At 65.1% G+C, this 26,677-nt stretch carries 21 protein-coding genes and 10 pseudogenes; 17 read left to right on the forward strand and 14 right to left on the reverse strand.

The window, feature by feature from the left end; genetic code table 11:
- Positions 1–58 precede the first annotated feature (58 nt).
- Positions 59–1,255 (forward strand): multidrug effflux MFS transporter, encoded by a 1,197-nt coding sequence (locus G6N41_RS22080; protein WP_198965660.1) that lies wholly within the window; start codon positions 59–61, stop codon positions 1,253–1,255.
- A 24-nt stretch (positions 1,256–1,279) separates the two neighbouring features.
- Here G6N41_RS22080 and G6N41_RS22085 read toward each other — a convergent pair whose 3' ends face one another.
- Positions 1,280–2,194 carry a class I SAM-dependent methyltransferase gene (locus G6N41_RS22085; RefSeq protein ID WP_231608664.1) on the reverse strand — a complete coding sequence of 305 codons (915 nt, stop codon included), beginning with the start codon at positions 2,192–2,194 and terminating at the stop codon, positions 1,280–1,282.
- On the opposite strand from G6N41_RS22085, the gene G6N41_RS22090 reads away from it, so the two are divergent.
- Positions 2,195–3,244, forward strand: a complete 1,050-nt coding sequence (locus tag G6N41_RS22090; protein ID WP_198965661.1) for an amidohydrolase family protein — start codon at positions 2,195–2,197, stop codon at positions 3,242–3,244.
- Positions 3,245–3,273: 29 nt separating this feature from the next.
- Here G6N41_RS22090 and G6N41_RS22095 read toward each other — a convergent pair whose 3' ends face one another.
- Entirely contained in the window at positions 3,274–3,567 is a 294-nt protein-coding gene (locus G6N41_RS22095; protein ID WP_012395157.1) for a putative quinol monooxygenase, read from the reverse strand.
- 133 nt (positions 3,568–3,700) lie between these two features.
- A complete protein-coding gene (locus G6N41_RS22100; protein WP_198965662.1) occupies positions 3,701–4,249 on the reverse strand; it encodes a hypothetical protein in 549 nt (182 codons plus the stop codon).
- Between the two features lie 161 nt (positions 4,250–4,410).
- On the opposite strand from G6N41_RS22100, the gene G6N41_RS22105 reads away from it, so the two are divergent.
- Positions 4,411–5,421, forward strand: coding sequence for a zinc-dependent alcohol dehydrogenase (locus G6N41_RS22105; RefSeq protein WP_198965663.1), 1,011 nt, complete (start codon positions 4,411–4,413; stop codon positions 5,419–5,421).
- A gap of 30 nt (positions 5,422–5,451) precedes the next feature.
- Here G6N41_RS22105 and G6N41_RS22110 read toward each other — a convergent pair whose 3' ends face one another.
- Positions 5,452–5,901 (reverse strand): DUF6636 domain-containing protein, encoded by a 450-nt coding sequence (locus G6N41_RS22110; RefSeq protein WP_198965664.1) that lies wholly within the window; start codon positions 5,899–5,901, stop codon positions 5,452–5,454.
- 374 nt (positions 5,902–6,275) lie between these two features.
- Here G6N41_RS22110 and atzF point away from each other — a divergent pair, with 374 nt between their 5' ends.
- Positions 6,276–7,961 (forward strand): allophanate hydrolase, encoded by a 1,686-nt coding sequence (gene atzF, locus G6N41_RS22115; RefSeq protein ID WP_198965665.1) that lies wholly within the window; start codon positions 6,276–6,278, stop codon positions 7,959–7,961.
- Between the two features lie 39 nt (positions 7,962–8,000).
- Here atzF and G6N41_RS29110 read toward each other — a convergent pair whose 3' ends face one another.
- The 4 genes and pseudogenes from G6N41_RS29110 to G6N41_RS22135 form a co-directional block, all read right to left on the reverse strand.
- Positions 8,001–8,576, reverse strand: coding sequence for a hypothetical protein (locus G6N41_RS29110; RefSeq protein ID WP_231608665.1), 576 nt, complete (start codon positions 8,574–8,576; stop codon positions 8,001–8,003).
- Between the two features lie 5 nt (positions 8,577–8,581).
- Positions 8,582–9,001, reverse strand: coding sequence for a hypothetical protein (locus G6N41_RS22125; RefSeq protein WP_198913147.1), 420 nt, complete (start codon positions 8,999–9,001; stop codon positions 8,582–8,584).
- 72 nt (positions 9,002–9,073) lie between these two features.
- Positions 9,074–9,289 (reverse strand): hypothetical protein, encoded by a 216-nt coding sequence (locus G6N41_RS22130; RefSeq protein WP_198968057.1) that lies wholly within the window; start codon positions 9,287–9,289, stop codon positions 9,074–9,076.
- A 155-nt stretch (positions 9,290–9,444) separates the two neighbouring features.
- A pseudogene (locus G6N41_RS22135) lies at positions 9,445–9,807 on the reverse strand (class I SAM-dependent methyltransferase); the annotation flags it as partial.
- Positions 9,808–9,854: 47 nt separating this feature from the next.
- On the opposite strand from G6N41_RS22135, the pseudogene G6N41_RS22140 reads away from it, so the two are divergent.
- A pseudogene (locus G6N41_RS22140) lies at positions 9,855–10,728 on the forward strand (IS5 family transposase).
- A gap of 10 nt (positions 10,729–10,738) precedes the next feature.
- Here G6N41_RS22140 and G6N41_RS22145 read toward each other — a convergent pair.
- Positions 10,739–11,014 (reverse strand): annotated as a pseudogene (locus G6N41_RS22145) (methyltransferase domain-containing protein); the annotation flags it as partial.
- Positions 11,011–11,943: an SAM-dependent methyltransferase gene (locus tag G6N41_RS22150; RefSeq protein WP_198965666.1), complete on the reverse strand. Its 933-nt coding sequence runs from the start codon at positions 11,941–11,943 to the stop codon at positions 11,011–11,013. The pseudogene G6N41_RS22145 and the gene G6N41_RS22150, both read right to left, overlap by 4 nt.
- 113 nt (positions 11,944–12,056) lie before the next feature.
- Here G6N41_RS22150 and G6N41_RS22155 point away from each other — a divergent pair, with 113 nt between their 5' ends.
- Both G6N41_RS22155 and G6N41_RS22160 read left to right on the forward strand, forming a co-directional pair.
- Entirely contained in the window at positions 12,057–12,473 is a 417-nt protein-coding gene (locus G6N41_RS22155; RefSeq protein ID WP_198965667.1) for a DUF6632 domain-containing protein, read from the forward strand.
- A 79-nt stretch (positions 12,474–12,552) separates the two neighbouring features.
- A pseudogene (locus G6N41_RS22160) lies at positions 12,553–12,678 on the forward strand (PhzF family phenazine biosynthesis protein); the annotation flags it as partial.
- Between the two features lie 770 nt (positions 12,679–13,448).
- Here the strand turns inward: G6N41_RS22160 and G6N41_RS22170 are convergent.
- A pseudogene (locus G6N41_RS22170) lies at positions 13,449–14,320 on the reverse strand (IS5 family transposase).
- Between the two features lie 84 nt (positions 14,321–14,404).
- Here G6N41_RS22170 and G6N41_RS22175 point away from each other — a divergent pair.
- The 6 genes and pseudogenes from G6N41_RS22175 to G6N41_RS22195 all read left to right on the forward strand — a co-directional run bounded on the left by G6N41_RS22175 (position 14,405) and on the right by G6N41_RS22195 (position 19,022).
- On the forward strand, positions 14,405–14,956 hold the full coding sequence (locus G6N41_RS22175; RefSeq protein ID WP_198965668.1) for a hypothetical protein: 552 nt from the start codon (positions 14,405–14,407) through the stop codon (positions 14,954–14,956).
- A 113-nt stretch (positions 14,957–15,069) separates the two neighbouring features.
- The gene (locus tag G6N41_RS29115; protein WP_231608666.1) at positions 15,070–15,498 is read left to right on the forward strand and encodes a hypothetical protein; all 429 of its coding nucleotides are present in this window, start codon (positions 15,070–15,072) and stop codon (positions 15,496–15,498) included.
- A 51-nt stretch (positions 15,499–15,549) separates the two neighbouring features.
- Positions 15,550–15,852: a hypothetical protein gene (locus G6N41_RS29120; protein WP_231608667.1), complete on the forward strand. Its 303-nt coding sequence runs from the start codon at positions 15,550–15,552 to the stop codon at positions 15,850–15,852.
- Positions 15,853–16,390: 538 nt separating this feature from the next.
- Complete coding sequence (locus tag G6N41_RS22185) at positions 16,391–17,017, forward strand: hypothetical protein (RefSeq protein ID WP_198965669.1); 627 nt, start codon at positions 16,391–16,393, stop codon at positions 17,015–17,017.
- Positions 17,018–17,070: 53 nt separating this feature from the next.
- Positions 17,071–17,789: pseudogene (locus G6N41_RS22190) on the forward strand (TVP38/TMEM64 family protein).
- Between the two features lie 102 nt (positions 17,790–17,891).
- Entirely contained in the window at positions 17,892–19,022 is a 1,131-nt protein-coding gene (locus G6N41_RS22195; protein ID WP_198965670.1) for a mechanosensitive ion channel family protein, read from the forward strand.
- A gap of 51 nt (positions 19,023–19,073) precedes the next feature.
- Here G6N41_RS22195 and G6N41_RS22200 read toward each other — a convergent pair whose 3' ends face one another.
- Both G6N41_RS22200 and G6N41_RS22205 read right to left on the reverse strand, forming a co-directional pair.
- On the reverse strand, positions 19,074–22,025 hold the full coding sequence (locus G6N41_RS22200) for a DUF4349 domain-containing protein (RefSeq protein WP_198965671.1): 2,952 nt from the start codon (positions 22,023–22,025) through the stop codon (positions 19,074–19,076).
- Complete coding sequence (locus G6N41_RS22205; RefSeq protein ID WP_020730434.1) at positions 21,997–22,656, reverse strand: MerR family transcriptional regulator; 660 nt, start codon at positions 22,654–22,656, stop codon at positions 21,997–21,999. The genes G6N41_RS22200 and G6N41_RS22205 overlap by 29 nt, the downstream gene beginning before the upstream one ends.
- A 309-nt stretch (positions 22,657–22,965) precedes the next feature.
- On the opposite strand from G6N41_RS22205, the pseudogene G6N41_RS22210 reads away from it, so the two are divergent.
- From G6N41_RS22210 to G6N41_RS22225, 4 genes and pseudogenes are all read left to right on the forward strand, one after another.
- Positions 22,966–23,262, forward strand: a pseudogene (locus G6N41_RS22210) (AfsR/SARP family transcriptional regulator); the annotation flags it as partial.
- Positions 23,263–23,314: 52 nt separating this feature from the next.
- A pseudogene (locus G6N41_RS22215) lies at positions 23,315–24,186 on the forward strand (IS5 family transposase).
- Positions 24,117–25,037 carry a BTAD domain-containing putative transcriptional regulator gene (locus tag G6N41_RS22220; protein WP_231609038.1) on the forward strand — a complete coding sequence of 307 codons (921 nt, stop codon included), beginning with the start codon at positions 24,117–24,119 and terminating at the stop codon, positions 25,035–25,037. Before G6N41_RS22215 ends, G6N41_RS22220 begins: the two are co-directional and overlap by 70 nt.
- Positions 25,038–25,083: 46 nt before the next feature.
- A pseudogene (locus G6N41_RS22225) lies at positions 25,084–25,957 on the forward strand (IS5 family transposase).
- An 8-nt stretch (positions 25,958–25,965) separates the two neighbouring features.
- Here G6N41_RS22225 and G6N41_RS22230 read toward each other — a convergent pair.
- Positions 25,966–26,574: pseudogene (locus G6N41_RS22230) on the reverse strand (AMP-binding protein); the annotation flags it as partial.
- Positions 26,575–26,677: the final 103 nt, after the last annotated feature.

The raw sequence follows: 26,677 nt of genomic DNA on the forward strand, positions 1-26,677 counted from the left end.
TGCCCGTAGGATTCCCAGCTATGCGTCGACGCCACGGGCAGACCGAGGGGCAACGCCCGTGAAAGCATCGGCGCCATCGCGACGGATTGTCGCGGTGCTGCTGTGTGTGGTTCCGCTGAATCAGATTCCGATGGACGCCTACACCCCCGCGCTGCCACAGATGGAAACCAGTATTGGCGCCACCGCTACCGCCTTGCAGTCCACGGTGACGGTGTTCATGATCGGCATGGCCCTGAGCTACCTTGCCGTGGGCATCATGTCAGATGCCTGGGGACGCAAGCCGGTGCTCATGGGCTGCGCGGCCGCGCTGACGGTGACCAGCCTCGCCTGCGCGGCGGCCAACAACGTTGCCATGTTGCTGGTGCTGCGGTTCCTACAGGGCGGTGCGTGTAGTGCCTTCATTGTTGTCGCCATCGCCATTGCCGCAGACTGTTTCGAAGGTGCACAACTAAGATCGGTCAACGGCTTGCTGGGCGCTGCCTGGTCAGCGGCACCGATCGTGGCCCCGGCAGTGGGCGGGTTCATTGTCGAGTACGCCTCGTGGCGCTACGTTTTCGTTTTGATAGCGGCGTTGAGTGTTGTGGTGGGATTGGCGGTCGCCTGGGCGCTACCGGAAACCCTGGAAAAAGAGTCCCGGACCCGATTTGAACTCGGCCGGACGTGGCAGGTTGTGACCGCAACCGCGCGCAACCGCGTGTTCCTGGCATTAGCAGCGGTTTTCGGGTTATTGGCCGGTCCGCAGCTCGCGTTCGGTGTGGCCGCACCGTTTTTGTATCAGGACGAGATGGGCTTCTCGCCCTCAGCCTATGGTCTGATCGCGCTGGTCGTCGGTGTTGCGGTGTTACTGGGCAGCTTTTCGACCGGCATGTTGGCCACTCGCATGGCCTTTCGCCGATTGGCATTTGCCGACTGGACGCTGTACATGGTCGGGGCGGTGCTGCTATTGGGGTCGGCTCCCGTGGTTGGTGTCAATCCCTGGGCGATCACGCTGGCGGTCGCGGGGTGCGGCGCGTTGGTCCCGCAGGCGCAGGCCGCAGCACTCGGGGCGTTCAGTCGCAACCTCGGTTTGGTCAGCGGACTGTTCGGCACCCTGACGTACCTGATCATCGCCGCGATCATGGCCATCGTCGGGGTCAGTCCGGAACGCACCCAGGCTCCGCTGGGATGGCTCTATGTGCTTTGTGGCGCACTGGTTTTCGCCGCACTCGCCTGGGTGACGCCACGAGTCCAGGGCGAAAAACCCACGCCGGGCTAGCACACCCGCCGGCGGCCCAGCGTGTTAGTCGCGGTCGCATTCGATGACGATCGCGGGCGGATAGTTGAGGTAGTCATCCCAAAAATCGCCCTCGTCTTCGCCCTGAGGTGCCGCCGCCAGATCGGGCACGTGCACCACGAAATCGTGAAAGCCGGCCTGCCGCAGTGCGGCTTCATACGCCGCAATCGGCAGATAGTAGTTTTCGATCACCAGCGGTGCGCCATCGACAAACGCCGTCAACTCGATGGGCGCGCCCTCGAACACGGCATCGGCCAGCTTTATCTGGAAGCCATACTTGCGGTAGTCGGGCACCCGCCCGAATGTGTAAAGGCCCGGGTTGGTGGTGAGGGTGACAAACCGGCCACCCCACCGAACCCGGCAAGCCACCCCGCGACACATCCCAGCAAGCTCGTCGCGATCTCGGGCGTACACCAGCAGATAAGCCGAGATCGCGAGGTCGAAATCCTGTTGTGCCACTTCCTGGCTGACGTCGGCAACGAAATACTCGATACCTAGTGGCTGGTGTGCCTCCTGCTCGCGGGCCAGCCCGATCATTTTCTCGGAGATATCGAAGCCCACGACGCGCGCGGCGCCGGCCCGCCGCATCACGCGGGTGTAGTCCCCGGCACCGCAGGCGATGTCAACCACCTTCTCGCCCGTAACGGCGCCAATGTGTTTCAGAAATGAGTAGGCCTCGATCCTGGTCCGCACCGGGATCGCCTTCGTCTTCTTGTACTGTTCAGCGATTTCGACCTGGTTGTAGTCAGTGACCATCCTGTCCCCTCTTCCTGTCCTCTGTGTTCGTCCTCTTTCCTCACCCCGGTTGCTGTCCAGCCTATGTTCTGAGCTGGTCAGCGGTTGGAACCCAACGCTGACCGGTCGCCCCCATATTTCTGCGATTCCCGAGACCGACACCAGCGCAGCGGCGAAAGTGGTCACGTGACAGATCGCGCACCGACGGTGGTGGACGCCCACGTTCACCAATGGGACCCGTTTGCCACTCCCCGGGCGGTGTCCGGCGTTGCGAAGATCGTGCGCCGCGCGCCGACGGTGCTTCCAGCGCTGCTGCGGCTTTTTCCACGCGCCTCGCGTGAGTTCATCGGTGACCCGCGCTACCTGCTGGATCGCTACCTACCGGTCGACTACCTCCAAGACAGCTCCCCCGTCGGCGTCGACGCCGTCGTGCACGTGGAAGCCGGGTGGCGGACCAAAGACCCACTGGGCAGCGTGGACGAGACGCAGTGGGTCAGCGCCCTGCCATTCGGCATTGCCGGAGCACCGGCCCTCGGCGCGATCGTGGTGCATGCCGACCCGTCGGCGCCACGTATCGCTGAACTGCTGGACGCACACCTGCAGGCGAGCGCGTTGGTGCGCGGGGTGCGCTGCATCGGCGCGCACAGCGACGACCGCGGCGTCATGAATTGGACACCCAACGCCAATCTGTACTCGAGCGCGGATTTTCGGCGCGGCTTCACCGCGGTGGCCGAGCGCGGGCTCAGCTTTGACATGTGGGTCTACGGCCACCAATTACCCGACGCGATCACGCTCGCGCGGGAATATCCCGACACCACCTTCATCCTCGATCAGTACGCCACTCCGGTGGGGGCATACGGTCAATCCGGCAAACACACCGGCACTAGTTCCGCGGACCGCCGCGCCATCCTCGGGCGGTGGCGCGACGACATCTCATCGCTGGCCGAACTGCCCAACGTGGTCGCCAAGCACAGCGGCTTCGGGATGCCGGTGTTGGGCGCCGGAGCACGCAGCCACGACGAACTGCGCGAGGCGGCTGCGCCGCTGATCAGCCACTTGCAGGCGGCCTTCGGACCTGAACGCACCTTCTGGTCCTCGAACTTCCCCATCGACAAGCCCAACGTGGCTTTGCCCCAGACCATTTCGATCCTGCGCGAGGTGCTCGGTGACCAGTTCGACCAGGCTCGGATACTGCGCGACAACGCCAGCCGCGTGTACCGGCTGACCTCGAACTGACCTCAGCGAAGCGTCTTGCGTAAGACCCGTCAGATGTCGGTGGTGGTGTATCTGATCTTGACTGGAGGCGCGGCCAGCAACGGCGGCAGCTCTGTTATCCGTCCGGGGCCGGCACGAAAGCTGCGGTAGGCCTCATCGTGCTCGACGGTGTCCCAAAGCTCGTAGATCAGCCAGTGCGCTTCGTCGTCCTCGTCGACAAGCACGTCGGTGCCGAGGTTTCCGTCGAAGGCCCGGGTATCTTGCAGCGCTCGCCCCAGGACATCACGTGCCGCACCCACAGCCTCGGGCTTGATTCTGAGTTCGAGTGTCACGGTGACTGGCATGGCGGTCTCCTTGTCAGATTTGGTCGTCGGATTTGGTCGAATCGTCTTGGCCAGCGGGCAGATTAGCAGGACCCCGCCACCGGCGTTACCAGGGCATTCCCCCGGTGAACCTACCGAGGTCAAGCCGAGTCTGTCACCACCGCCGCCGGGTCGCCAGCATCAGCATCATCCACAACGCGGCCAGAAACCCCACCGCGACGACGGCAAACGTCACCCATCCGAGCAGCATCGCGGCAGGTCCCGGTGATCTGGTGATCGCCAGCGGGATGCACGCGGTTGGTGGGTGAACGCGGCCCACGGACGCCGCCACGATCACCACCGCGGCGATGGTCGACGCGAGCAGCCCGGACATGGAGGTGAGCATGCCGATCAACGTGATGGGGACCGTGATCACCAACCCGGTGGCATAGCAGCTGGCGATGACGTGCGGTCTGCGCCGGTAACGGTTCGGTGAGTGCAGGACGATAGCGGTTGTGCTCGCCATCGCCGAGATCGCGAAAGGTTCGCCCAGGCGCAGCAACAATAGTGCGCTGGGAAGCAGCACCAGCGCACCCGCAACCATCCGTTCGGCGACCGAGATGGCCGGTCTTCTCGGGTTCGTGGCACCGGTGCGGGCAGCGCCGGTGCTGCCGGCGCTGCCATCAACGTCCTGCCAATACGGCCACCATCGAACTCGAGCCATCCTGGCTATCCTCTCTCGCGGATTGACTCCTTGCAGCGTTCGGGAGCAGGCTCGGTGGCAGCCTGGACCGTCGCCACGTGGGCGTAGCCGCCGGGGCGGCCCCAAACGGTCGCTCACCCGGGCCGACAAATCCAGAATCCGTTGACGACGGGAGCACGCGCATGAGGTCCGCTGTGGTGACGACCCCGCGCCACACCGACGTCATCGAGGCACCCGACCCGCAGGTCGGGCCCAAAGACGTGTTGGTCAAGATCCGCGCCTGCGGAATCTGCGGCACCGATTCGTTCTACATCTCGATCGGTGGCCTACCGCCCCATCGAGGCCGGATGCCGCTCGGGCACGAACCCGCCGGCGAGGTGGTCGCGGTCGGCTCGCGGGTATCTGGCCTCGCCGTCGGTGACCACGTCGTCATCAATCCGATGGCCGCCCCCAACGGCATCATCGGCAACGGCGGAGCCAGTGGCGCGCTGGCGGACTATCTCCTCATCGAGGAGGCGGTGCGCGGGGTAAGCCTGGAGGTCATTCCCGAGCACATACCGTTCGAAGTGGCCGCGCTCAACGAGCCGATGGCGGTGGCCCGCCATGCTGTAAACCAATGCAAGCCAAAGCCTTCTGACAAGATCCTGATCTTCGGTGCCGGCCCAATCGGTCTGGGCGCGGTGCTGGCGTTCAAGTCGGTCGGCGCCGCGCACGTCGCGGTCGCTGATCTCATCCCGTCCCGCCTGGACAAGGCGCTCCAAATGGGTGCCGACGCGGTCATCAATTCCGCCGAGGAAGATCTCACCCAACGGCTCATCGATCTGCACGGTCCTGGGCAGGCACTGTTCCCTGGCAAGGCGGGCACCGATATCTACCTGGACGCCGCCGGCGCGCCCGCGGCCGTCAACAGCGCGCTGACCAACGCGAAAAAGGGGGCCACCATCGGCATCGTGGCCGTCCACAAGAAGCCGGTCGAGGTCGATCTGGTCACCGTGATGAGCCACGAGATCACCCTGGTGGGATCGATCGGCTACCCCACCGAAATCTTCGACGTCACCAAAGACATCGTCGCCGATTGGCAGAGATATGCAGTGATCGTCGACCGCACCATCGCATTCGACAACGTGCAGGATGCCCTTGCCGCCGCCACCGCACCGGGAACGGCCGACAAGATCGTTGTGACTTTCCCCTAGACCGCCACCCGTTGCGCCGACCCCTGACTGCTATCCCTCGCGGGCAGCAGATCGGGACACCTGATAGCCGTCGCGTGAGATCGAGAAACCTCCGCCGTCGCCGATATCGCGGCAGGTCACCCCCGACGTCTCACTTTCACACTGCAGCGATCCCTTGGTGATCTTGTCGCCGTAGACCAGCGCCGGCCCGCCGCCCAGCGCGGTGTCACCGGCACAGACGAATCGAGCGGGCTGACCGGCGGTGAGCACGATGCCCTGCCCATAATCCATCATCGACTCGCAATCGGCGGGCCTCGGCGGCGGCGACCAGGTGCGGTCACGGACATCGCAGCGCACCGACGAAGAGTCGATCATGCAGCCGATGTTGCCGCTGGGCGACGTGAATCCGACGATGTCGGCGTGAGCCGTTGCCGGGGCGAGCACGCCGGCCGCGAACGCACCGACAACTGTAACGAGCAGGCGTTTCGGGTGGTGAGTCATTGCTTGGACCCTACTCGTCGGTTGTCGCTGCAAGGCGGGCAAAATGCATCCGTTGCCGGCCGGGACATCCGGCCAACGCCTGCCCCAGCCGATACGGCTACCAACCTTGCAGCACAAGCGATTCACCTCGCGACGACATCGCTGCGCAATGGCCAACTCGCTAAGACGTCCAAACATTCAGTTGTTCAACAGGTTTGGCGGATCGACCGGTGATTGATGAGCCCGCGCGCACGGGGCTCGGGGTCTAGGATCGCACGGGTAACCGCAAGGCCACGCCCGCGGGCCGCCGTCTCGGGGGATTGTCTCGGGGGATTATTGTGCGGGTGCCTACCCCCGCCCCCCGGCACACCCGCAACGGTGAACGGAGACAATGCATGACCCACGCCCCGACTCCGACCGACCGAGTCAAGGCCGCCTACCGGCGCATCGCCGACACCGATCGGCCCGAAGTATGGATCACCCTGCGAGACCAAGCCGATGTGCTCGCCGACGCCACGGTCATCGAAGGGCGGGTGGCCGCGGGACAAGACCTGCCGCTGGCCGGATTGCTGGTCGCGGTCAAGAACAATATCGACGTCGCGGGTCTACCCACCACCGCAGCCTGCCCCGAGTTCGCCTACACCCCTGACACCACCGCGGCCGCGGCGCAACGGCTCATCGACGCCGGCGCGATCATCCTGGGCAAGACCAACCTCGACCAGTTCGCCACCGGGTTGGTCGGCACCCGAAGCCCTTATGGCGCCGTCCGCAATGCGCAGCACCCAGAGCTGATCTCGGGAGGCTCCAGTTCGGGTTCAGCGGTTGCTGTCGCCCTGGGCATCACCGACCTGGGCATCGGTACCGACACCGCCGGCTCCGGACGCGTGCCGGCCGCCCTCAACGGAATCATCGGCATCAAACCCACCCTGGGCATCATCCCCACCCACGGCGTGGTGCCCGCCTGCGCCGACTACGACACCGTCACGGTATTCGCGGCCGAGCTACCCACCGCGGCGCTCGCCATCGCCACCATGATCGGCCCCGACGCGCGTGATCCCCGCAGCCGGCGCTGGCCATCCGACGCCGCCCTGGCCGCACCCGAGACACCCCGGCTTGCGATTCCCACGCCGGAGAACCTGGCCCCCCTCACCGACACGTACCGGACTGCCTTCCAGCGATGTGTGCAAGCCGCTACCGCCGCGGGCGCCAGCATCGCCACCGTCGACATCAGCACGCTGCTGGATGCGGCCCGCCTGCTCTATGACGGCGCAATCGTGGCCGAACGCTACGCGGCCGTCCGAGAATTCCTCGACACCAACCCGTCCGGCGCCGATCCGACAGTGGCCACCATCATCACCGCGGCGCGCTCCACCACCGGGGCCGCCTTCGCCGCGGACCTACATGCGCTCGCCTATGCGCGCGGTGCTGCGGCCGAACTTCTGGGCCGCTTCGACGCACCGTTGCTACCCACCACCACCGAGCACCCGAGTTTGGCCGCCGTTGCGGCCGATCCGGCCGGGATCAATCGGCGGATGGGTACCTTCACCAACTTCTGCAATTTGCTGGACTTGGCCGCGATCGCCATCCCCGCCGCACCACTGCCGGACGCGAGGCCGTTCGGTGTCATGCTCATCGCCGCGGCCTTCGGCGACCAGGTCGCCATCGACATTGCGGCCCGCCTCAGCGGGGTCAGCACCCCGTTGCTGGTCAATCATGGGGTTGAGCTGGCCGTCTTGGGGGCTCATCTGCGCGGACAGCCACTGCACCCCCAACTACAAGAGCTGGGCGCCCGCTATTGCGGGCCGATCACCACCAGCGACGCCTACCGCCTGACCGTCCTGGACACCACGCCCGCCAAACCCGCGCTCGTGCGCACCGATCCCGGCGCCGGCGCCGGCATCCGCGGCGAGCTCTACCGAATCTCGGAAGCCGGCCTGGGGCGCTTCCTGGCCGCGCTACCACCACCCATGGCGCTGACCGCGATCGAACTCGAAAACGGCAGCGAGGTGGTCGGTTTCACGGCCACCCAGGACGCAACCAGCGACGCGACCGACATCACCGCCTACCGCGGCTGGCCGTGATGCATCAAGTCAAGATGCCTGCGAAACCTGGTTCATGCATCAGGTAAGGAATGCCCGCGAAATCGGGGTCAGGTGGTGGTCTTGCTTTTGATGCGGATGCCGGCTTTGAGGGCGGGTAGAGCGGCGGGTATGGCGGCGAGGTAGAGCTGTTCGGTCTTGTCTTTGGCGAGTCTGAGCAGGGCGGCTTGCAGGTCGGCGTTCTGGTGGGCGATCGCGGCGGGGTTGAGGCTGTTGCGGTAGGTGAGCAGCTCTGTTTGTTGGGCCGCTGAGAGGACTCCGGCGGCCAGCAGCCGGTCCAGGGGTCTGGGGCTTGTCGTAGAGCCGGCGGCGGTGACCGTCGCGGCTGCAGCCGTAGCTGATGGGTTTGATGGTGGGGGTCAGGTAGTTGAGCCGGTCGTTGACCAGGTGCCACAGCCGGTTGAGCACGGCGCGTTCTTCGTCGGTGTCGTAGCGGTAGTAGAACCCGTAGCGACGCACGAGGTGGTTGTTTTTGGACTCGATGGTGGCCTGGTCGTTCTTCTTGTAGGGCCGTGAGCGGGTGAAGAAGATCTCCATGTCCGCGGCCCACTTGATGACCGCCTTATTGAGGAATTCGGTGCCGTTGTCGAAGTCCAAACCCGTTACCTTATAGGGATTTTAGTAATTCCGGTTTTGAGGGCGCCCAGGATGTGGGGGTGGGCGTTGTTGCGCACCGTGCGGGTGAACACCCAGCCGATGTGCATGTCGGTGAGGTTGACCGTGCGGGCGAACTCACCTTTCAGTGTCGGGCCGCAGTGCGCCACGGTGTCGCCTTCGAAGAACCCCGGAGATTCTTCGGCCTCATCGCCTGCTTTGCAGATGGTGATCGAGGACCGCAGCAGCGGGGAGGGTTTCGTCGTCGACACACCCGAGATCTGGTCGCGGGCCTTGGCGCCGCGCAGGTAGCGGTCGATCGTGGCGCTGCTCATCGCCAACAGCTCGGCACGCACCGCCGGGCCGTAACGGTCACGGCCGTCCACCAGTTCGCCGTGGCGTTCTAGAGCATCCAACTGAAGTGCCATGGAAGCGGCCAGGTACCGGCCGCACTGCCCGCCTGAGGCCGCCCACACCTTCTGCAACACCTTGAGCGCATCCTAGGAGTACTTCGGATTGCGTTGCCGGCAAATCCGTTTGGCGACCTGCCGACCCGCTCCCGGCGGCGCGGCCGCCGCCCTCAACCGCCGCCGGGCGTTGTCACGCGACCAGCCGGTGACCGCCACCACCTGATCCAGAATCTGCCCCTTGCCCGCCTTCGGCGCCCCCACATACCCCCTGGCGAACTTCGCGGTGATCTCGGCCCGAGACGACATCGACAGCCCACTTCCCATGCCTGCCAAGGATCGACCGTTTCGCGGGCATTTTTACGTGATCCACCGAGGACGCTTCACGGGCATTTCTCGTGATGCTTGCCGCGGGCTGGCCTATCTGACCGCGCAACCCTAGAATCCTCGCGACCGAAACGCGGTCAGCTCTTGGTGCCGACGGTGATCAGATCAGGCACCAGCCGCGTCCAGACCGGCCGACGGACGCGGTGCTGATCACTGATGGTGAACCCCGCGCCTTCGAACAGTGCCCGCATCTCGGCCGGCGACGGGCTGTGCTGGGGTTTCCATTTGCTAGCCGCTGGGAGCTGCAGCAGCGGCTGGCGCGCGCTCAGGGACGAGACGGCCACCAGGCCGCCGGGGGCCAAGACCCGATGAAACTCCCGCAACGCCGCCGGCTGATCGAAGAAATGAAATGCGGTGGTGGTAACCACGGCATCGAGCGCGCCGTCATCGAACGGCAGTTGCTCCGCCGGGCCGCGCAGCCACCGCACCCGATCGGATTTGGGCGTGTCTGCTTAATGTGAATGGTGTTTTGGCTGATGCTGTTTGGGTGATGCGGACGCATGCGATTTCTGATGATTTGTGGTCGCTGATCGTGGCGGTGTTGCCTGCGGGGCGGCGGCGTGGCCGGCCGTGGAACGATCATCGACGTACTCTGGAGGGCATTATCTGGCGTTACCGTACGGGATCTCCGTGGTGTGACCTGCCCGAGCACTTCGGTCCCTGGCAATCGGTGGCCGAGAGGCATCTACGCTGGTCGGTCGATGGCATCTACGCGCGGATCTTCGCGGCGATCGCCTCTGACCTCGACGCCGAGGACGCCGACCTGGGCGCACTGTTGTCGGTCGATTCGACCAGTGTGCGCGCCCACCAACACGCAGCCGGAGCGCGCCCCGGGCGCCGCACAGGGGGATCTGTCGAATTACAAGAAATATCTCGATGAGCCCGATGACCACGCCATTGGGCGTTCCCGCGGCGGGCTGACTACCAAGATCCACGCCTTGACCGACCAGCTGTGCAGTCCGGTCACCCTGGCACTGTCGGCCGGTCAAGCCGGTGATAATCCGATGCTTTGGCCATTGCTGGCCGCCCGGTGCAGCAACTCATACGCCCCGTATCGCCTGCTGGCGGACAAGGCGTACTCCCATGATTCGACGCGGGCACAGCTGCGCCGGCTCAAGATCGCCCACACCATCCCCGAGCGCAGCGACCAGATCACCCGCCGCAAAACCAAAGGCCGCAACAGAGGACGGCCTCCGGGGTTCTCAGGCCGAATCTACAAGCACCGCAACACCGTCGAGCGAAGCTTCAACCGGCTCAAACACTGGCGCGCGGTCGCCACCTGCTACGACAAATACGCCCTGACCTACCTCGGCGGTGTCACCCTGGCCGCCATCATCACCTACCACCGCGTCCGCAATTAGCAGACAGGACCTTAGCCCGGGCCTGGTCGAGCATCCCGTGCGACATGTCTACACCGTAGATTTCGTCAAGGTGCAGTTCGCGCTCGATCCGAGCACTGAGAATGCCAGTGCCGCACGCAATATCAGCAATCCTGCGAGATTTGTGGGCGCGCAGCTGGGCGAGAACCTCGTCATGGGGCGGGCGGTATACCCATTGCTGCAGGATTGCCAAGTCGTAGGCCGGGGCCAACAAACTCCAGATCCCCGTGACGGCGTCGTTGAAGCCCCGGCGCAGCACCGTCGTCATGCCGTCAGGACCGAACTGTAGTAGATCGTGTCTGCCATGGTCACCGAGTCATTGTTGTGCGGGATCGGCGCGGCACCGTTGTCGGCCAACAGCTGACTCATCTGGGTTCCGACCGACTGCCAGCCCAGGTTCTGCAGATACAACTCCACATCCGCTCGGTCACCCTCATAGCCGAGATCACCGAACTCCAGCTCAAACCCGTGCTCACGCCATCTGGCGGTGGCCTTGCGCATCAATTCCCGCGCCTTTTCGGCGTCTTGCTGCGGCCTGTTCGGGATCGCCTCGCAGGCCAGCCGGCTGCCCGTGGCGCTGAGCGCGCTGATGTTGTTCAGCAGTCGGTCCTGAGCTTCCGGAGGGAGATAGCCGAAGAGCCCCTCAGCAATCCACGCGGTAGGGCGACCGGCGTCAAAACCCGCTTCCGTCAAGGCCTTCGGCCAGTCTTGACGCAGATCGACGGCCACCGTGCGCAAGTCGGCTCGCGGTACTGCGCCCAGCCCTGCCAACGTGGTGGTCTTGAACGCGATCACCTCCGGCTGGTCTATCTCGAAAACCGTCATCCCGGCCGGCCAATCCAATCGGTAGGCGAGCGCGTCCAGGCCCGACGCCAGGATCACCGCCTGACGGACGCCGGCGCGGGTCGCATCCTGAAAGAACGCGTCGAAGAAGCGAGTCCGCACGGCCATCGCATCTGGCATCTGCGCTAGCTGCCAACCAGACTCCGTATCGTCGACGTCGGCTACCACCAGATCGCCGGTGACCCAGCGCGTGAAAAAGTCCACGCCGACTGCACGAACCAGCGGTTCGGCGAACCTGTCCGCAATCAAGGGGTTGTCGGCATTGGTGGCGATCGCCCGCGCCGCCGCCACCATCGTGGCCGTCGCCCCCACACTGGTGGCCAAGTCCCAGCTGTCGTTGTCTGTGCGTGGCATGCGCCCTCCGATGTCGAAGCTGAAAATACTTAGTCAGTATAACCACTATCCCGGTGCGGGCTGGACCGGCGTAAAATTGATGTCTCAATGGCAGTAACCGAAAGCGTCGCGCGATGCCGAACCTCGACACGAACACCCAGAATCGGACCAACTTGTTACGGGCGGCGCTCATCGCCGTCGGCTTGATCTTCACCTTCGCCGTCTACCCCCTCACCATCATCTGGCCATCCGGCAGGAGTTGGGGTCATGGGTCATCGCATTACCTCACGATGATCATCGGCATCTACACCACACTTGGCGTCTTCCTTCTGATCGCGGCACGAGATCCGCTGGCCCACCGCAGCCTGATCTGGTTCACGGTGGTATCGAGCGTCGTTCACGCCGCGATCATGGCCGCGCAGGCGATCGGCGACCCACACGAGCGCGGCCACCTGGCCGGTGATGTGCCCGCTCTGTTGATCGTCGCCGTTGTCCTGGGTCTGTTGATGCGGGGCGCCGAAACCCCGCGACGAGTCCAGACACCCGGGTAGGCCCATCTAGGGCCCGCTCGGGCCAACTACGATCGGCGGCGAAACCTTGCCAGCTAGATATCCTAAAGGCCCAACGCCGGTGGCCCGTTCATATGATTTTGCTCAGGTCGACGTGTTCTCTGCGACGCCATATATGGGTAACCCGGTCGCGGTCGTTCTCGACGCGTCCGGGCTGGACGACGAAACGATGCAGCCCGTCGCCCGCTGCAGGTCAGAGGCGGGGTTGCGGTCCATCCATACCAGCCACAACAAACCGGCCAGCAACACGACAGTCAACAGGTGGGTGCCGAAACGACCTTCGGAGAACAGGCGGATCTGGTACATCCCGATCAAACTGCGCACGACAAAAAGCGGAAGCAACGCAAACAGGAAGCTCAGCGGAATGTCGTGCAGGACATAGGTCCCGAGCACGGCAGCAAGCGACCAGAAGAACAGGGCGATGAGCGGCGTCATCATCAGGAGACGGTGGAAGAAGAAGAGCCGAAATTCCCTGAGCGCCGGGATACTGCGCAGCCGGACGAAATCGAAATAGAAAAGCCCCGCGCCCTCGAAGGCGCCGCAAAACAACGGCAGCACCAGATAGAAGAACTGGAACACATCAACGTGCCGCCACGCCGCCACACCGGCGGTGAGATCAAACGATCGCGTGCTCGTCCCATACACGCCGACAATGGCAAGCACGATGATCGCGTCCATGCGCAACACAAGTCCCGACAGCGTTGTCTGCAGACCAAGCCAGGGCGGGATCTTGGGCAACAGCCGCCAGAATGCGTACCAGGGTGCCCCCAGTTTCGGCCACAGCCCGGTCAGCCGATAGACTTCGAGGGTGAAGTGCACGGTGCCCCAAATGCCGATGGCGTTGGACGCGACGATCGCAATGATGATCGCGGCGGTGGGATACCAGTAGAGGCCGGCGGTGAGAATTTCCAGCTGAACGAAGGTGGGAGCGAACATCAACCATCTAGGTCCTGTCTGCTAATTGCGGACGCGGTGGTAGGTGATGATGGCGGCCAGGGTGACATCGCCGAGGTAGGTCAGGGCGTATTTGTCGTAGCAGGTGGCGACCGCGCGCCAGTGTTTGAGCCGGTTGAAGCTTCGCTCGACGGTGTTGCGGTGCTTGTAGATTCGGCCTGAGAACCCCGGAGGCCGTCCTCTGTTGCGGCCTTTGGCTTTGCGGCGGGTGATCTGGTCGCTGCGCTCGGGGATGGTGTGGGCGATCTTGAGCCGGCGCAGCTGTGCCCGCGTCGAGTCATGGGAGTACGCCTTGTCCGCCAGCAGGCGATACGGGGCGTATGAGTTGCTGCACCGGGCGGCCAGCAGTGGCCAAAGCATCGGATTATCACCGGCTTGACCGGCCGACAGTGCCAGGGTGACCGGACTGCACAGCTGGTCGGTCAAGGCGTGGATCTTGGTAGTCAGCCCGCCGCGGGAACGCCCAATGGCGTGGTCATCGGGCTCATCGAGATATTTCTTGTAATTCGACAGATCCCCTGTGCGGCGCCCGGGCGCGCTCCGGCTGCGTGTTGGTGGGCGCGCACACTGGTCGAATCGACCGACAACAGTGCGCCCAGGTCGGCGTCCTCGGCGTCGAGGTCAGAGGCGATCGCCGCGAAGATCCGCGCGTAGATGCCATCGACCGACCAGCGTAGATGCCTCTCGGCCACCGATTGCCAGGGACCGAAGTGCTCGGGCAGGTCACGCCACGGAGATCCCGTACGGTAACGCCAGATAATGCCCTCCAGAGTACGTCGATGATCGTTCCACGGCCGGCCACGCCGCCGCCCCGCAGGCAACACCGCCACGATCAGCGACCACAAATCATCAGAAATCGCATGCGTCCGCATCACCCAAACAGCATCAGCCAAAACACCATTCACATTAAGCAGACACGCCCTAGGCCGATAGATGCGCCGAGTGGCATAGATCCCGGAATGGATCACCCGGACCGGAAAGCCGAGCGCCAGTTCCAGGACCACCAGAAGTGCATAGAGGTGCGCAATCGAGTCGTCGCCCGAGGGGCGCAACAACGTCAGTGCAGCACCGGCACCGATCATCAAGACCACGGCCACAATCACCGAAAGAACCAACCAAGAACCAATTTCACGTTCGGCCGCATCCCGGTCCCCGGCCCGGAAGAAACCCCTCAGCCGCTCCCGCATCACTTCGAGCAGCCCCCACCAGCCGCCGCCGGCGATCAGGCTGCCGATTCGCAGCACCATGACGGTATACACGGCCAGCCCACCGAGGCTGGAGAGCAGCAGCAGGAATTCGATGACGTGAACGGCGAATCGGCTGGTGTCGAGCAGGAACGCGGACCGCAGCCGGTAGCGGAAGTAGGCGAAGATCCGGCCGGTGAGCAGGCTCGTGTAGAGAGAAACCAAGCGGCCTTCCCGGCGCGCTCTGCGCTGGAACCAGCGATCGATCTCGTTCACGAGACGCGTTTCCGGCGCCGCGAGCTCGTCGGCTTCGGCAAACACATGTGATCTTTGGCGGGCGATCCACCAACGTTGACACACGGACGTGAAAAGCTGTACTGCGTTACTGGTTTGGGCGAGTGCGGGAATCTCCCACTCGACACCGCTGAGAAGAGTGGACCATGCAACTGCGGCGAGGCGATAAGGCTGTACTTTCGATATCGGCCGGTCTCGCGGCGATTGTCGTCGCGGCCGTCGCCTTCAGCCTGCTCGTGGTGGACCGCTCGCCGCCACCCTCCAAACAACCCGGCAACAGCAGCTCGAGCCTGCTCGTGATGACCTGGGGCCCCAGCCTGTGCCGGGTGGAGCGCAACAACTCCGGATGCAGATCCGGTCACGTAGAGAAGTTGGGGCGGGCATTGATCCTGCACGGGCTCTGGCCCCAACCCCCAACCGAACAGTTCTGCGACGTGCCAAAGGCGGACGAAGGTCGGGCTCGTGACCATCTACGCGATACCGACATCGCGTCGCTGGATCTGCCGCAGGACGTGCAATCGAAGTTGCAGTCGATGATGTCGGACATCAAGGCCATGGTGCCCCACGAGTGGTAAGCGCATGGCAGCTGTTCCGGCGTCACACCGGCGGTCTACTTCAGCGATGCCGTGACACTCGCCGACCAGCTCGGCAGGATCCTCGATCCGGTGTTCGAGAAGGCGCAGGGCCGGCAATTGTCGCTCGGCACGATACGCGAGCGCATCGATGCCGAACTGGGCGACGGGGCGGGCGAGCGCGTCAGTCTCACCTGCCGCGATGTCGACAAGAAAGAGATCGTCGTCTACGAGGTGCAACTGTCGCTTCCTCCCGTCGCCGAACTTGGCGCCACCCAGAGCACCCTGTCGCTGCAAGACTTGCTCTTCAAAGGCCCAACGATATCCGCCCAATGCCTGCGTGGACGTGTGCCGTGAGGATTTGCTCAAGTTTTGCGAACTCCACCGCTACATAAACCCAACGCCGTCGGTGGCGGTCGTTTCGCGGGTACCATCCCACCTCGCATCTGCACCCCGGTCAACCGCATACGGACTTCGATCCCGTGTCACCGGCCCGGGCATCAAACCGACACGGCAAGCGGGTGACCGGCCGGTGAATGCCCGGCCCGAGCGCCGCGATGAACCTGAATCCGAAACCAGCGGGCCATCATCCATGCGATAGATACGCCCACGGAAATGGATGCGCGCCGGCCGGACGACGAATCCGTCCTACCTACAGCACGTCGACTTGCCGGTCGGGCCCCGACGAATCGACTGCCGCACCGCAACCGGGAACGTCACACCGATACCCTCCCGGGGTAGGGTCTTATCCTTCGGCGCCCGAGCTGATTAGCATTCCCGCTGTGGGTACGCCGGGTATCAGACATTTTGCCCGCCCAATCGCTGGACCGTGGTTTGGCGACCGGCCGGGCACCAGCTCATGCACCAATCCGAAATTCAAGAAGTAGGAGAAAGCATGCATATTGCGCTAGTTCGAGCGGCGGCGGTCGCGGTGCTCCTGTCCCCCGGCTTCCTCGCCGTCGGCTGTGGTTCGGACTCGACGAAGTCCGGACCAACCACGCCGACCCAGTCGACGGCCAGCGGGGCGTCTTCGACAACCACGGCCCAGGCCAGCGGCGGTGAATGCCCCGCGGCGACCGCGGTCAACGTCAGCTCGACAAACGGCGGCTACCCGGATGGGATCAATTGGTCCACCGTCTACGCGGCGGCAGATCGCCCGCTGGCCGGCCTGGGGGGTCACGGCAGGGCGATCGTGGTGTACATCGGCACCACCAAGCGTCCGCTGGCGGAGCTCAAGGATCGCAAGATTGAACTGGCGGCCGACGAAGCGTTCCTCAAGCTGGAGTTCACCAACGGCGCGCAGAATGCCGGGGAAGGCGACTACACCACCTCCAGCGACCGCAAAGACCCCAACACGTTCGATCTCTCGATCCGGGTGACCGGACGAACGACGGTGCAGATGTCGCAGGCAAAGGGCAAGGCCCAGCTGGTCACCGACGGTAACCGGGTCTGCGGCAACTTCGACATTGCGGACAAGTGGACGTCGGCGTCTGGCACCTTCGTAGCCGAGGTGGCAACCTAGCCCGACCAGCCGGTTCATCGGCGTGCGTGTGGTGCGGCAGGATGGATATCACCATGACCGACACCGCGACCGATCCTGCGCCCCCAACCGCCAGCCGGGGGCGTCACCTGGTGCGGCTCGCGCTGTTCGCCGGGTTCCTGCTCGGGATGTTCTATCTGGTTGCCGTGGCCCGTGTCATCGACATCGCGGGGATCCGTAGCGCGATCACGGCGACGGGCCCCTGGCGCCGCTGGCGTATGTCGTGATGTCGACCGTCCTCGGCGCGGTGTTCGTCCCGGGTCCGATCCTGGCGGCCGGCAGCGGCGTGCTGTTCGGCCCGGTACTGGGCACATTCGTGACCCTAGGCGCGACGGTGGGCACCGCGGTGGTCGCCAGCCTGCTCGGCCGACGCGCGGGCCGGGACAGCGCCCGTGTCCTGCTGGGCACCGACCGCGCCAATCGTCTCGATGCACGGATCGAACGTCAGGGGCTGTGGGCGGTGGTTGGCCAGCGCTTCATCCCCGGCATCTCGGACGCACTGGCCTCCTGCACCTTCGGGGCCTTCGGGGTACCGCTGTGGCAGATGATCCTCGGGTCGCTCATCGGATCTGCGCCGCGCGCGTTCGTCTACACCGCACTGGGTGCCACCATCATGAACCTGTCGTCCTGGCTGGCGTACGCGGCCATCGCCGTCTGGTGCGTGACCGCGATCGTCGGGGCAGTCACCGCGCGGCGCGAGTACCGCAAGTGGCGTGAGCGCGCGAGCGACCCGGCGCCGGCCGAGTCGGCCTAGGTTCATCCGCGTCGACGACAACACCATCGGGTGACGGCTGGGCGGCGCTGCCGTACGGTCACCAGCGACCCGTGAATCTTGTTTGGAAGGTGAGCGCACGCGATGCCGGAGCAGTCTCAGGTCCCATCCGCGGCCAGTGTCGCCGTGAGTCTGGCGTGGGTGGGCGGTGCGCTGGTCGGCGCCTACCTGCTCGGCGTGCTGTTGTCGTGGATATTGAAACGCATCGGCCGGCGCAGCGAACTGCTGCGCGATATCGCGCCGCTTACCTGCAAGCCGCTTCGGGTCACATTGATGGTGATTGCCGCGATTGTCGCGGTACACGGTTCCGTGCACGGTGCCGTGGCCTTACACGGCTGGGTTGACCACACCCTGGTGCTGCTGTTGATCGCCACCATCACCTGGCTGGTGGCCAGCCTGGTGCTCGTCGCGGAGCGGCGCGCGATCAATCAGTTCGGTGGTGGTGACGCGACGATGACCAATGCCGATCTGCACCGCAGACGGATCCGGACCCAGGTGACGACGCTGCGCAGGCTGGCGGTGGCCGCCGTGGTGCTGTTGGGTCTGGCGGCGGCCCTGATGACCTTCCCCGCCTTCGCCGCGCTCGGCACCGCCCTGTTGGCCTCCGCGGGCGTGCTGTCGGTGGTGGCCGGTCTTGCCGCGCAGACCTCGCTCGGTGCGGTCTTCGCCGGTATCCAGATAGCGTTCTCCGACGCCATCCGCGTCGGCGATGTCGTTGTGCTCGAGGATAAATGGGGCCGCATCGAGGAGATCACGCTGACCTATGTGGTGGTAAACCTCTGGGACCAGCGACGGCTGGTCTTGCCCACCACTTACTTCACCACGACACCATTTGAGAACTGGACGCGCAACGCCACCGAACTGCTGGGCACCGTCGAACTCGACGTCGACTTCGCGGTTGGGCTGCAGGCGATGCGCGCCGAACTGCAGCGTCAGCTGGCCGGCAGCGAACTTTGGGACCAGCGCGTTGGCGCGTTGCAGGTGACCGACGCCGTCGGCGGCCACGTGCGGGTGCGGATACTGGTCAGTGCGCCCAATGCCGGCGCCCTGTGGGACCTGCGCTGCGCGGTCCGCGAAGGCATGGTCGACTGGTTGCAGCGCAACCAACCCGCAGCCCTACCGCGCTGGCGCGTTGCGCATTCCGACACCCGTTGCGCCGAACAGCCCGCATGCCGCGACGCCGGAAGCGGCGAAAATGAGCAGGCCCCTGGCTGATCGACTTCGCGATCGGCTGCTCCGCGGTCCAGTGTGGCCCGAACACCTGCCCTAGGACTCCGTTTCCGAGTCCTCGTCGGTGCCATGGCCGACTCGGGAGGCGCGCGAAAAGATCTTGCGGCGCAACACCCAAACGAACGCCAGCACCAGCACGCCTAGTACCGGGATCCAGGGCAGCAGAAATCCAATGGTCAACACCAGGCCATCGACAGTGGCGATCAATGACTGCCATCCACGTTCGAGGGCTCCGAGGAAACCACCGGGCGCCACCGTCGGTTTGGACGAGAGAGTGACATTGATTGTTGCATAGGAGATTTCGTCACCGAGTGTGGCGCGCTGGGCCCGCAGCGAGTCCAGCTCGGCCTGACGCTCGGTCAGCGACGACTCCGCGGCGAGCAGGTCGGCAACACTGCCCGCCCGGCCCATCAGCTCGCGCAGGCGATTCACCGATGTTTGCAGAGCCTCGATGCGGGCGTCGAGGTCGACGCGTTGGGACGTGACGTCGGTGTGGCCGATCGACATCGATTCCACTTCACCGAGATTCTTCGCGTCGGCCAGAACGCCGTCGAGCTTGTCGGCGGGGATGCGCACGACGAGGCTGACCGTGGGCGAGGAGGCCCCGGAGCGTTCCGAGCGCGAGTCGACCCTGCCGCCGGCGTCGGAGACCGCGACTGCCAGCTGGTCGGCGGCTTGGGCGGGCGCTGCGACGACCATCTGCAGCGATCCGTTGGTGATGATGTCCCGTTTGTAGGTTCCGTCCGCCGGGGTCCTTGGTGGCGGCGGCACCTCCGGCAACGAGACCGTGTTCTCGGTGCCGCCGAGGCTGCCCTTGGTCTCCGGAATCCCGATTGAATCCGCGATTTCGGGGGGCGTGCCGCCCACTATGCCGGTGCTTTGATCACGCGTCGCGGTGGACAAGCTGTCGCCGCTAAGCGACCAGATCCAGCCGGTGCCAACCAGCAGCGCACTGACCAGCGCCACCGCAACTACGTTGCGTAGCTTGACCGTTCGCACTTTCGATCGCTTGGCTTCCGAGTCGCCGCGGGCGGATCCTTCCGCCCGGCGGGTCGCTACCGCATTCTGCGACGCGCCCCTGACTCGCGGCGGGCTTTGGGGGGCCGGCACCGCGACGGGCTGGATCACCCGGTGGTGCAGCGCGCCCTCGGCTACCACGCGGCCGTCCCGAAGTTCACCGGCGACATAGGCGGTGAACCTGCACAAGACACCGAAGCGCAGCGACGTGTCGACGATCCGCGTCGCCACGTCGTCTCGGGTATCCGCCGGCGCCGCGGCGTAGCCGTCCTCGAGGTCGCGCAGGTGGGCCCGCGCCCATTGCGCCGTCACGGCTGGGACCGCGCAGCGCTCCGCGGCCACGGTGATCGACCAGTCCGCGCCCGCCTCGGTGGCGCCGCGCACGGTCAGCGAGCCGGGCGCACTCCCCCGATACCGTCCGGACACCACCAGCGGCACCCCGGGCAACAGGTCGGGCAACCGAGCCGGGCTCACGGTGTCCTCGATAGCCCTGAACCCCGCGGCACGTACTTCCAGCCCGGTCGCCAGCGGCGTCCGTGCGCAGCGCTGGATGACGCCGGGCAGGGCCTCGTCGAGGCGGTCCTCGTTGTCCACCAGCACGCAGCGTCCCCCGCCGACACCGGCCAGGCGGCGCAGGAATCCGGCGTTGACGGCCTCATCGACACCGATCGTGTGCAGCCGTACCCGCCCCAGATCGCCGGACAGCTCTTGCAGCAGCTGGTCCTCGTTGCCGACCTGCCCGTCGGAGATCAGGATGAGCACCGCATCATCGGTGTCGGCCACCTGCTCCCGGCCCAACAGGGCCAGCGCCCGCCGCAACGGCGCGAGCATTTCGGTGTCGCCGCGCGCTTCGACGCGAGCGAGGTGCTCGACCGCGCGATAGCGATGCCGGTCACTGGCCTCGGTCAACCCCGCGGGCAGACCGACCGGATACTCGATGCCGTCATCGAAGGTCAGCACCGCGAACCGGTCGTCGCTGGTGAGCGCGTCCACGATGCGGGATGCGGCGCGGCGGGCGGCCGTCATCTTCCACCCGGCCATGCTGCGGGAGCGGTCCAGCACCAGCACCAGGTGCCGTGGGCGCGGTGCTGCGACACCGGCCGGCGGCAGCACCGTCAGCTGGTAGGTGCCCTCGTCGCCGTCGGCATCGGGAACCAGCACCAGCGAGCTGGCGAGTTCCTGCGCGTCGTAGTCCAGCCGCAAGACGAAATCCCGGTTGGCCGGTGCACCGGGTGTCACCTGTATCCGCCCATCGGCACCGGTCACCGCGGGCATGTTTGATCGCACCTGCGACAGGTTGAAACCGGCGGGGTCGATCCCAACGTCGATGGTCACCGGAACCGAGTGCGCAAATCCTGCCACCAGCGTCGGCGGGGTGATCCGAGATGCGTCGGGGACCGCATCCGTGTCGTCGGCGTAGCCGTCGCCGACAGCAATATCGGCCAGCGGTTCACCCGGGATGTAGCGGGGTGCGACCACCAATGGGAAGCGGAATGTTGCCTCACCATCCTCGTAGGTCAGGGGGTTGATGATGGTGAGCGCGACGGTGACCCGTTGACCGGGCACGATATTGCCGACCCGGATAGTAAACACGTCCGGCCCATCCTCCTCGAGGATCCGGGCCGATCGCCCCGATGCGATGGCCTCGTCATAAGCGCGGCGAGCAGCCTCACGCTCGCGCAACTCGGCCTCAACATCGCGCCCGTCGACGCTCACCCGCATACGGGTGACCGCCGCACTATCTGGCAGCGGGAACACGTAGCTGGCTTCCAGGGCTACGTCGAAAACGTTGACGAAGTCTTGCCTCAGCTCGAATCGGCTGGTGAGTCCGGTGATATCGACCCCAACATCGACGCGTTCGAGTGGCAGGCCGCCCCGGTCGGTGCTCAGCGCGCCCGGGCCAGGCTGGCCGTCGGCGGCGACGGGGCCGGTCGTATCGGCCTCAGTCGTCGGCGTGATACGCACGGTCATGATGGGCTCCGTTCATCTCATCCTGGGATAGCAGGCCCGACAGCAAGCCGCGGTCGGCCAACAGTTGCAGCAGTGGCCGGGCGGCCGCACGGATCGCGTCCAGATCGTCGTCACCGGGGCGGCCTTGGCCCTCGGCGGGCAGCAACAGCGTTACCCCGCCAGGCAGGCTTACCGCCGCAAGCGACGTGACAGTGTCAGCACCGCCACCGTCGGTCGCCGGTTCTACGGTGACCGGCCGATCGGCCCAGAAGCGGCTGCGGCGGCTCGGGTGGACCTCGGCCGACGCCCGCGCCTCGGCCGTCACCAGTTCGTCGGGAACGGCGGCCACCCTGCTCAACGTTTCATTGGTCGCTCCGGCCAGCTCGGCTTGAATGTCGGCCAACGAACGGCCCTCAGCCTGGCGGCGTTTGACCGCAATGACCTGCAGCAGGTGCCGCGGGCCATACAACGCGGTGCGCCCCTGCATGACCGGCCGGTCGATGAGCCCGGTGGTGGTGTACCACCGCACCGAGCGTCGATCGGGAAGCTGGCGGACCCGGCCGTTGGGCGCTCCCGGGTAGGCGGGATCGGCCAGCCCGGCGGCAACCCGTCGCACCAGCTCGTCCAGCGTCCACGACGCCCGCTCGGCCATGCGTCGATACTGACACTGTCACGGTTACACTGTCAACGTTTGGGTGTCTCCGACCTTGAAGCGTTGCGACGACGGCCCAACCGATCCGGGCGGATCTTCGGACCTGGGCAAGTCGGCGCCCACCGGCCCAGGCGGAATTGATCCGGGCGATCCGCGATCAAGCGCGGCAGCAACACGGCAGCCCGACTGGGCGGCTCACGAGCACGATTCGGTAATCCCACCGCCAACGGCTCGCGTCTCACCCAGAATAGGGAGTCGTGAACGGTGCTGCTCCCCTAGGCGGGCCAGAGGGTTGATGGCGGAAAGATCGTGTTGAGTTTCGGTGTCCTCGGGCCATTGGAGATGACGATCGATGGCGCAGCCGTGCCGTTGAGCACCCCCAAGCAACGGGCGGTGCTGGCGGCGTTGCTGATCAATCGCAACCGCCCCGTCGCAATCGATGCGTTGATCGAGGCGGCGTGGGAACAGGGGGCTCCGGCGGGGGCACGAGAAACGCTATACGCGTACGTGTCAAAGCTGCGTCGTCTGATGGCCGGTGCCGGCATCGAGACTCGAGAACTGCTGGCAAACATGCCACCGGGATACCGACTCACGGTTGCCGATGGCGGCTAGGGCGTGTCTGCTTAATGTGAATGGTGTTTTGGCTGATGCTGTTTGGGTGATGCGGACGCATGCGATTTCTGATGATTTGTGGTCGCTGATCGTGGCGGTGTTGCCTGCGGGGCGGCGGCGTGGCCGGCCGTGGAACGATCATCGACGTACTCTGGAGGGCATTATCTGGCGTTACCGTACGGGACCTCCGTGGCGTGACCTGCCCGAGCACTTCGGTCCCTGGCAATCGGTGGCCGAGAGGCATCTACGCTGGTCGGTCGATGGCATCTACGCGCGGATCTTCGCGGCGATCGCCTCTGACCTCGACGCCGAGGACGCCGACCTGGGCGCACTGTTGTCGGTCGATTCGACCAGTGTGCGCGCCCACCAACACGCAGCCGGAGCGCGCCCGGGCGCCGCACAGGGGATCTGTCGAATTACAAGAAATATCTCGATGAGCCCGATGACCACGCCATTGGGCGTTCCCGCGGCGGGCTGACTACCAAGATCCACGCCTTGACCGACCAGCTGTGCAGTCCGGTCACCCTGGCACTGTCGGCCGGTCAAGCCGGTGATAATCCGATGCTTTGGCCATTGCTGGCCGCCCGGTGCAGCAACTCATACGCCCCGTTTCGCCTGCTGGCGGACAAGGCGTACTCCCATGACTCGACGCGGGCACAGCTGCGCCGGCTCAAGATCGCCCATACCATCCCCGAGCGCAGCGACCAGATCACCCGCCGCAAAGCCAAAGGCCGCAACAGAGGACGGCCTCCGGGGTTCTCAGGCCGAATTTACAAGCACCGTAACACCGTCGAGCGAAGCTTCAACCGGCTCAAACACTGGCGCGCGGTCGCCACCTGCTACGACAAATACGCCCTGACCTACCTCGGCGGTGTCACCCTGGCCGCCATCATCACCTACCACCGCGTCCGCAATTAGCAGACAGGACCTACGCCCTCGGCCGATTCGCGGCCGAAAAGCACGCCGGGGTAAGGGCCGCCGCGGCTTCGGGCTTTGAACAAGCTAGCGAGCACTTCTCGGCCGCGCTTGCCCAGTGGCGCGGTCCGGTGCTCGACGACCTACGCGACTTCAACTTCTTCGACGCCTTCGCCACCGGACTGGCCGAGGAAAAACTGGTCACACAGATCGCTCGCGCTGAAGTTGAAATTGCTTGCGGCCGAGCCCAGTCGGTGATTGGCGAGCTGGAGGCACTCACCACCGACCACCCCTACCGGGAACCGCTTTGGGTGCAGCTGATCACCGCTTACTATCTGGCCGAACGCCAATCCGATGCGCTCGATGCCTATCGTCGACTGCGGGACAGGCTGGCAGAGGACCTCGGTGTCGACCCCGCTCCTACGGTGCGCGCGCTATATGGACGAATCCTGCGTCAGCGGCCACTCGACGTCTGCAAGACCGCCCAGGCGAACGCCGATGAAACCATCAGCACCCTGTCGGTCCACATGCCGGCCATTCCGGACGCCACCCACGGCCCTTCACTACGCGACGCGAACGAACGTAGGTATCCGTTGGTCGCGACCACCACCCGCATCGGACGCAGCCCGGACAATGACATCGTTCTTTCCGGTGGCAAGGTCAGCCGTCACCACGCCGCGATCGTTGACACCGGGTCCAGTTTCGTCATCGTGGATTTGCGGTCGTTAAACGGCGTTTCCGTTTCTGGCCGACGTGTTCATACCAGCACCGCGCTAACCGAAGGTGACCGGATTCGCATTGCCGAACACCAGTTGATGTTCGAAACCGCCTCCGGAGCCGACAGGGTGTCCTAGGGCGTGTCTGCTTAATGTGAATGGTGTTTTGGCTGATGCTGTTTGGGTGATGCGGACGCATGCGATTTCTGATGATTTGTGGTCGCTGATCGTGGCGGTGTTGCCTGCGGGGCGGCGGCGTGGCCGGCCGTGGAACGATCATCGACGTACTCTGGAGGGCATTATCTGGCGTTACCGTACGGGATCTCCGTGGTGTGACCTGCCCGAGCACTTCGGTCCCTGGCAATCGGTGGCCGAGAGGCATCTACGCTGGTCGGTCGATGGCATCTACGCGCGGATCTTCGCGGCGATCGCCTCTGACCTCGACGCCGAGGACGCCGACCTGGGCGCACTGTTGTCGGTCGATTCGACCAGTGTGCGCGCCCACCAACACGCAGCCGGAGCGCGCTCCGGGCGCCGCACAGGGGGATCTGTCGAATTACAAGAAATATCTCGATGAGCCCGATGACCACGCCATTGGGCGTTCCCGCGGCGGGCTGACTACCAAGATCCACGCCTTGACCGACCAGCTGTGCAGCCCGGTCACCCTGGCACTGTCGGCCGGTCAAGCCGGTGATAATCCGATGCTTTGGCCATTGCTGGCCGCCCGGTGCAGCAACTCATACGCCCCGTTTCACCTGCTGGCGGACAAGGCGTACTCCCATGACTCGACGCGGGCACAGCTGCGCCGGCTCAAGATCGCCCACACCATCCCCGAGCGCAGCGACCAGATCACCCGCCGCAAAGCCAAAGGCCGCAACAGAGGACGGCCTCCGGGGTTCTCAGGCCGAATCTACAAGCACCGTAACACCGTCGAGCGAAGCTTCAACGGGCTCAAACACTGGCGCGCGGTCGCCACCTGCTACGACAAATACGCCCTGCCCTACCTCGGCGGTGCCACCCTGGCCGCCATCATCACCTACCACCGCGTCCGCAATTAGCAGACAGGACCTAGAGCATAGGCGAAATACATGCGCGCGATGCTTAGCCCGACGTCGTCGGGGGTGAGCCGTAATGCATTGCGACACATGGCGTCGATGAATGCCCACACGTCGCCGTGCCGATGCAGCGCTGCCTTGGGGGCGCCGGTGGTACCGGACGTATAGGTGCCGTAGGCAAGGGCATCGCCGGTCAACGGCTCGTAGGCCGCCGGTTTGGCCTGGTTGGCTTGCGCCCACAGCTCCCCCGGATCCACGATGCCGGACCGCGCAAACCTGTCGCGCAGAGCATCAGTGGTCACCACAAGTGCCGGCTGCGTGTCCTGCTCCTGGAATGTATGGTCGTCGGGGCGCAGCTCCGGATTCGAAATGAACGCCACAATCCCCCGAGCCAGACAGGCCAGCAGTAACTGCACCAAATCGGTTGAGTCCGGGAGGCACAGCAGGACACGGTCGCCAGTGCGCAGACCCCGGGAACCAAACACGTTGCCGAGGCGCGCAGCACCCTCATGGATTTGGGCGTGGGTCACAATGTTCGGCGCGTAGTATGCCGGCGATGCCGACCATTCTGACGCCAATGCTTGGTTGGCAAGCAGCCACGCTAGATTGTTATTTCGCATGCAGAATGAACGCGTCCTGACTCGCCACTATGAACACATTCGTTTCCCCGCATGGCGCAGGGATGCAGGCCCTTGCCTTAAGGCAGACCTACACGTAGAGAAA

The organism is Mycobacterium shottsii (genome assembly GCF_010728525.1).
GTDB classification, from domain to species: domain Bacteria; phylum Actinomycetota; class Actinomycetes; order Mycobacteriales; family Mycobacteriaceae; genus Mycobacterium; species Mycobacterium marinum.

Excerpts from the sequence above, each read along its gene's own strand:
- G6N41_RS22205 (WP_020730434.1), bottom strand. The coding sequence starts at position 22,656 with ATGGCCGAGCGGGCGTCGTGGACGCTGGACGAGCTGGTGCGACGGGTT.
- G6N41_RS22155 (WP_198965667.1), top strand. The coding sequence starts at position 12,057 with ATGCCGAACCTCGACACGAACACCCAGAATCGGACCAACTTGTTACGG.
- G6N41_RS22110 (WP_198965664.1), bottom strand. The coding sequence starts at position 5,901 with ATGACTCACCACCCGAAACGCCTGCTCGTTACAGTTGTCGGTGCGTTC.
- G6N41_RS22150 (WP_198965666.1), bottom strand. The coding sequence starts at position 11,943 with ATGCCACGCACAGACAACGACAGCTGGGACTTGGCCACCAGTGTGGGG.
- G6N41_RS22105 (WP_198965663.1), top strand. The coding sequence starts at position 4,411 with ATGAGGTCCGCTGTGGTGACGACCCCGCGCCACACCGACGTCATCGAG.
- atzF (WP_198965665.1), top strand. The coding sequence starts at position 6,276 with ATGACCCACGCCCCGACTCCGACCGACCGAGTCAAGGCCGCCTACCGG.
- G6N41_RS22185 (WP_198965669.1), top strand. The coding sequence starts at position 16,391 with ATGCATATTGCGCTAGTTCGAGCGGCGGCGGTCGCGGTGCTCCTGTCC.
- G6N41_RS22175 (WP_198965668.1), top strand. The coding sequence starts at position 14,405 with ATGGATCACCCGGACCGGAAAGCCGAGCGCCAGTTCCAGGACCACCAG.
- G6N41_RS29115 (WP_231608666.1), top strand. The coding sequence starts at position 15,070 with ATGCAACTGCGGCGAGGCGATAAGGCTGTACTTTCGATATCGGCCGGT.
- G6N41_RS22200 (WP_198965671.1), bottom strand. The coding sequence starts at position 22,025 with ATGACCGTGCGTATCACGCCGACGACTGAGGCCGATACGACCGGCCCC.
- G6N41_RS22195 (WP_198965670.1), top strand. The coding sequence starts at position 17,892 with ATGCCGGAGCAGTCTCAGGTCCCATCCGCGGCCAGTGTCGCCGTGAGT.
- G6N41_RS22095 (WP_012395157.1), bottom strand. The coding sequence starts at position 3,567 with ATGCCAGTCACCGTGACACTCGAACTCAGAATCAAGCCCGAGGCTGTG.
- G6N41_RS22100 (WP_198965662.1), bottom strand. The coding sequence starts at position 4,249 with ATGGCTCGAGTTCGATGGTGGCCGTATTGGCAGGACGTTGATGGCAGC.
- G6N41_RS22125 (WP_198913147.1), bottom strand. The coding sequence starts at position 9,001 with ATGGCACTTCAGTTGGATGCTCTAGAACGCCACGGCGAACTGGTGGAC.
- G6N41_RS22130 (WP_198968057.1), bottom strand. The coding sequence starts at position 9,289 with ATGTCGTCTCGGGCCGAGATCACCGCGAAGTTCGCCAGGGGGTATGTG.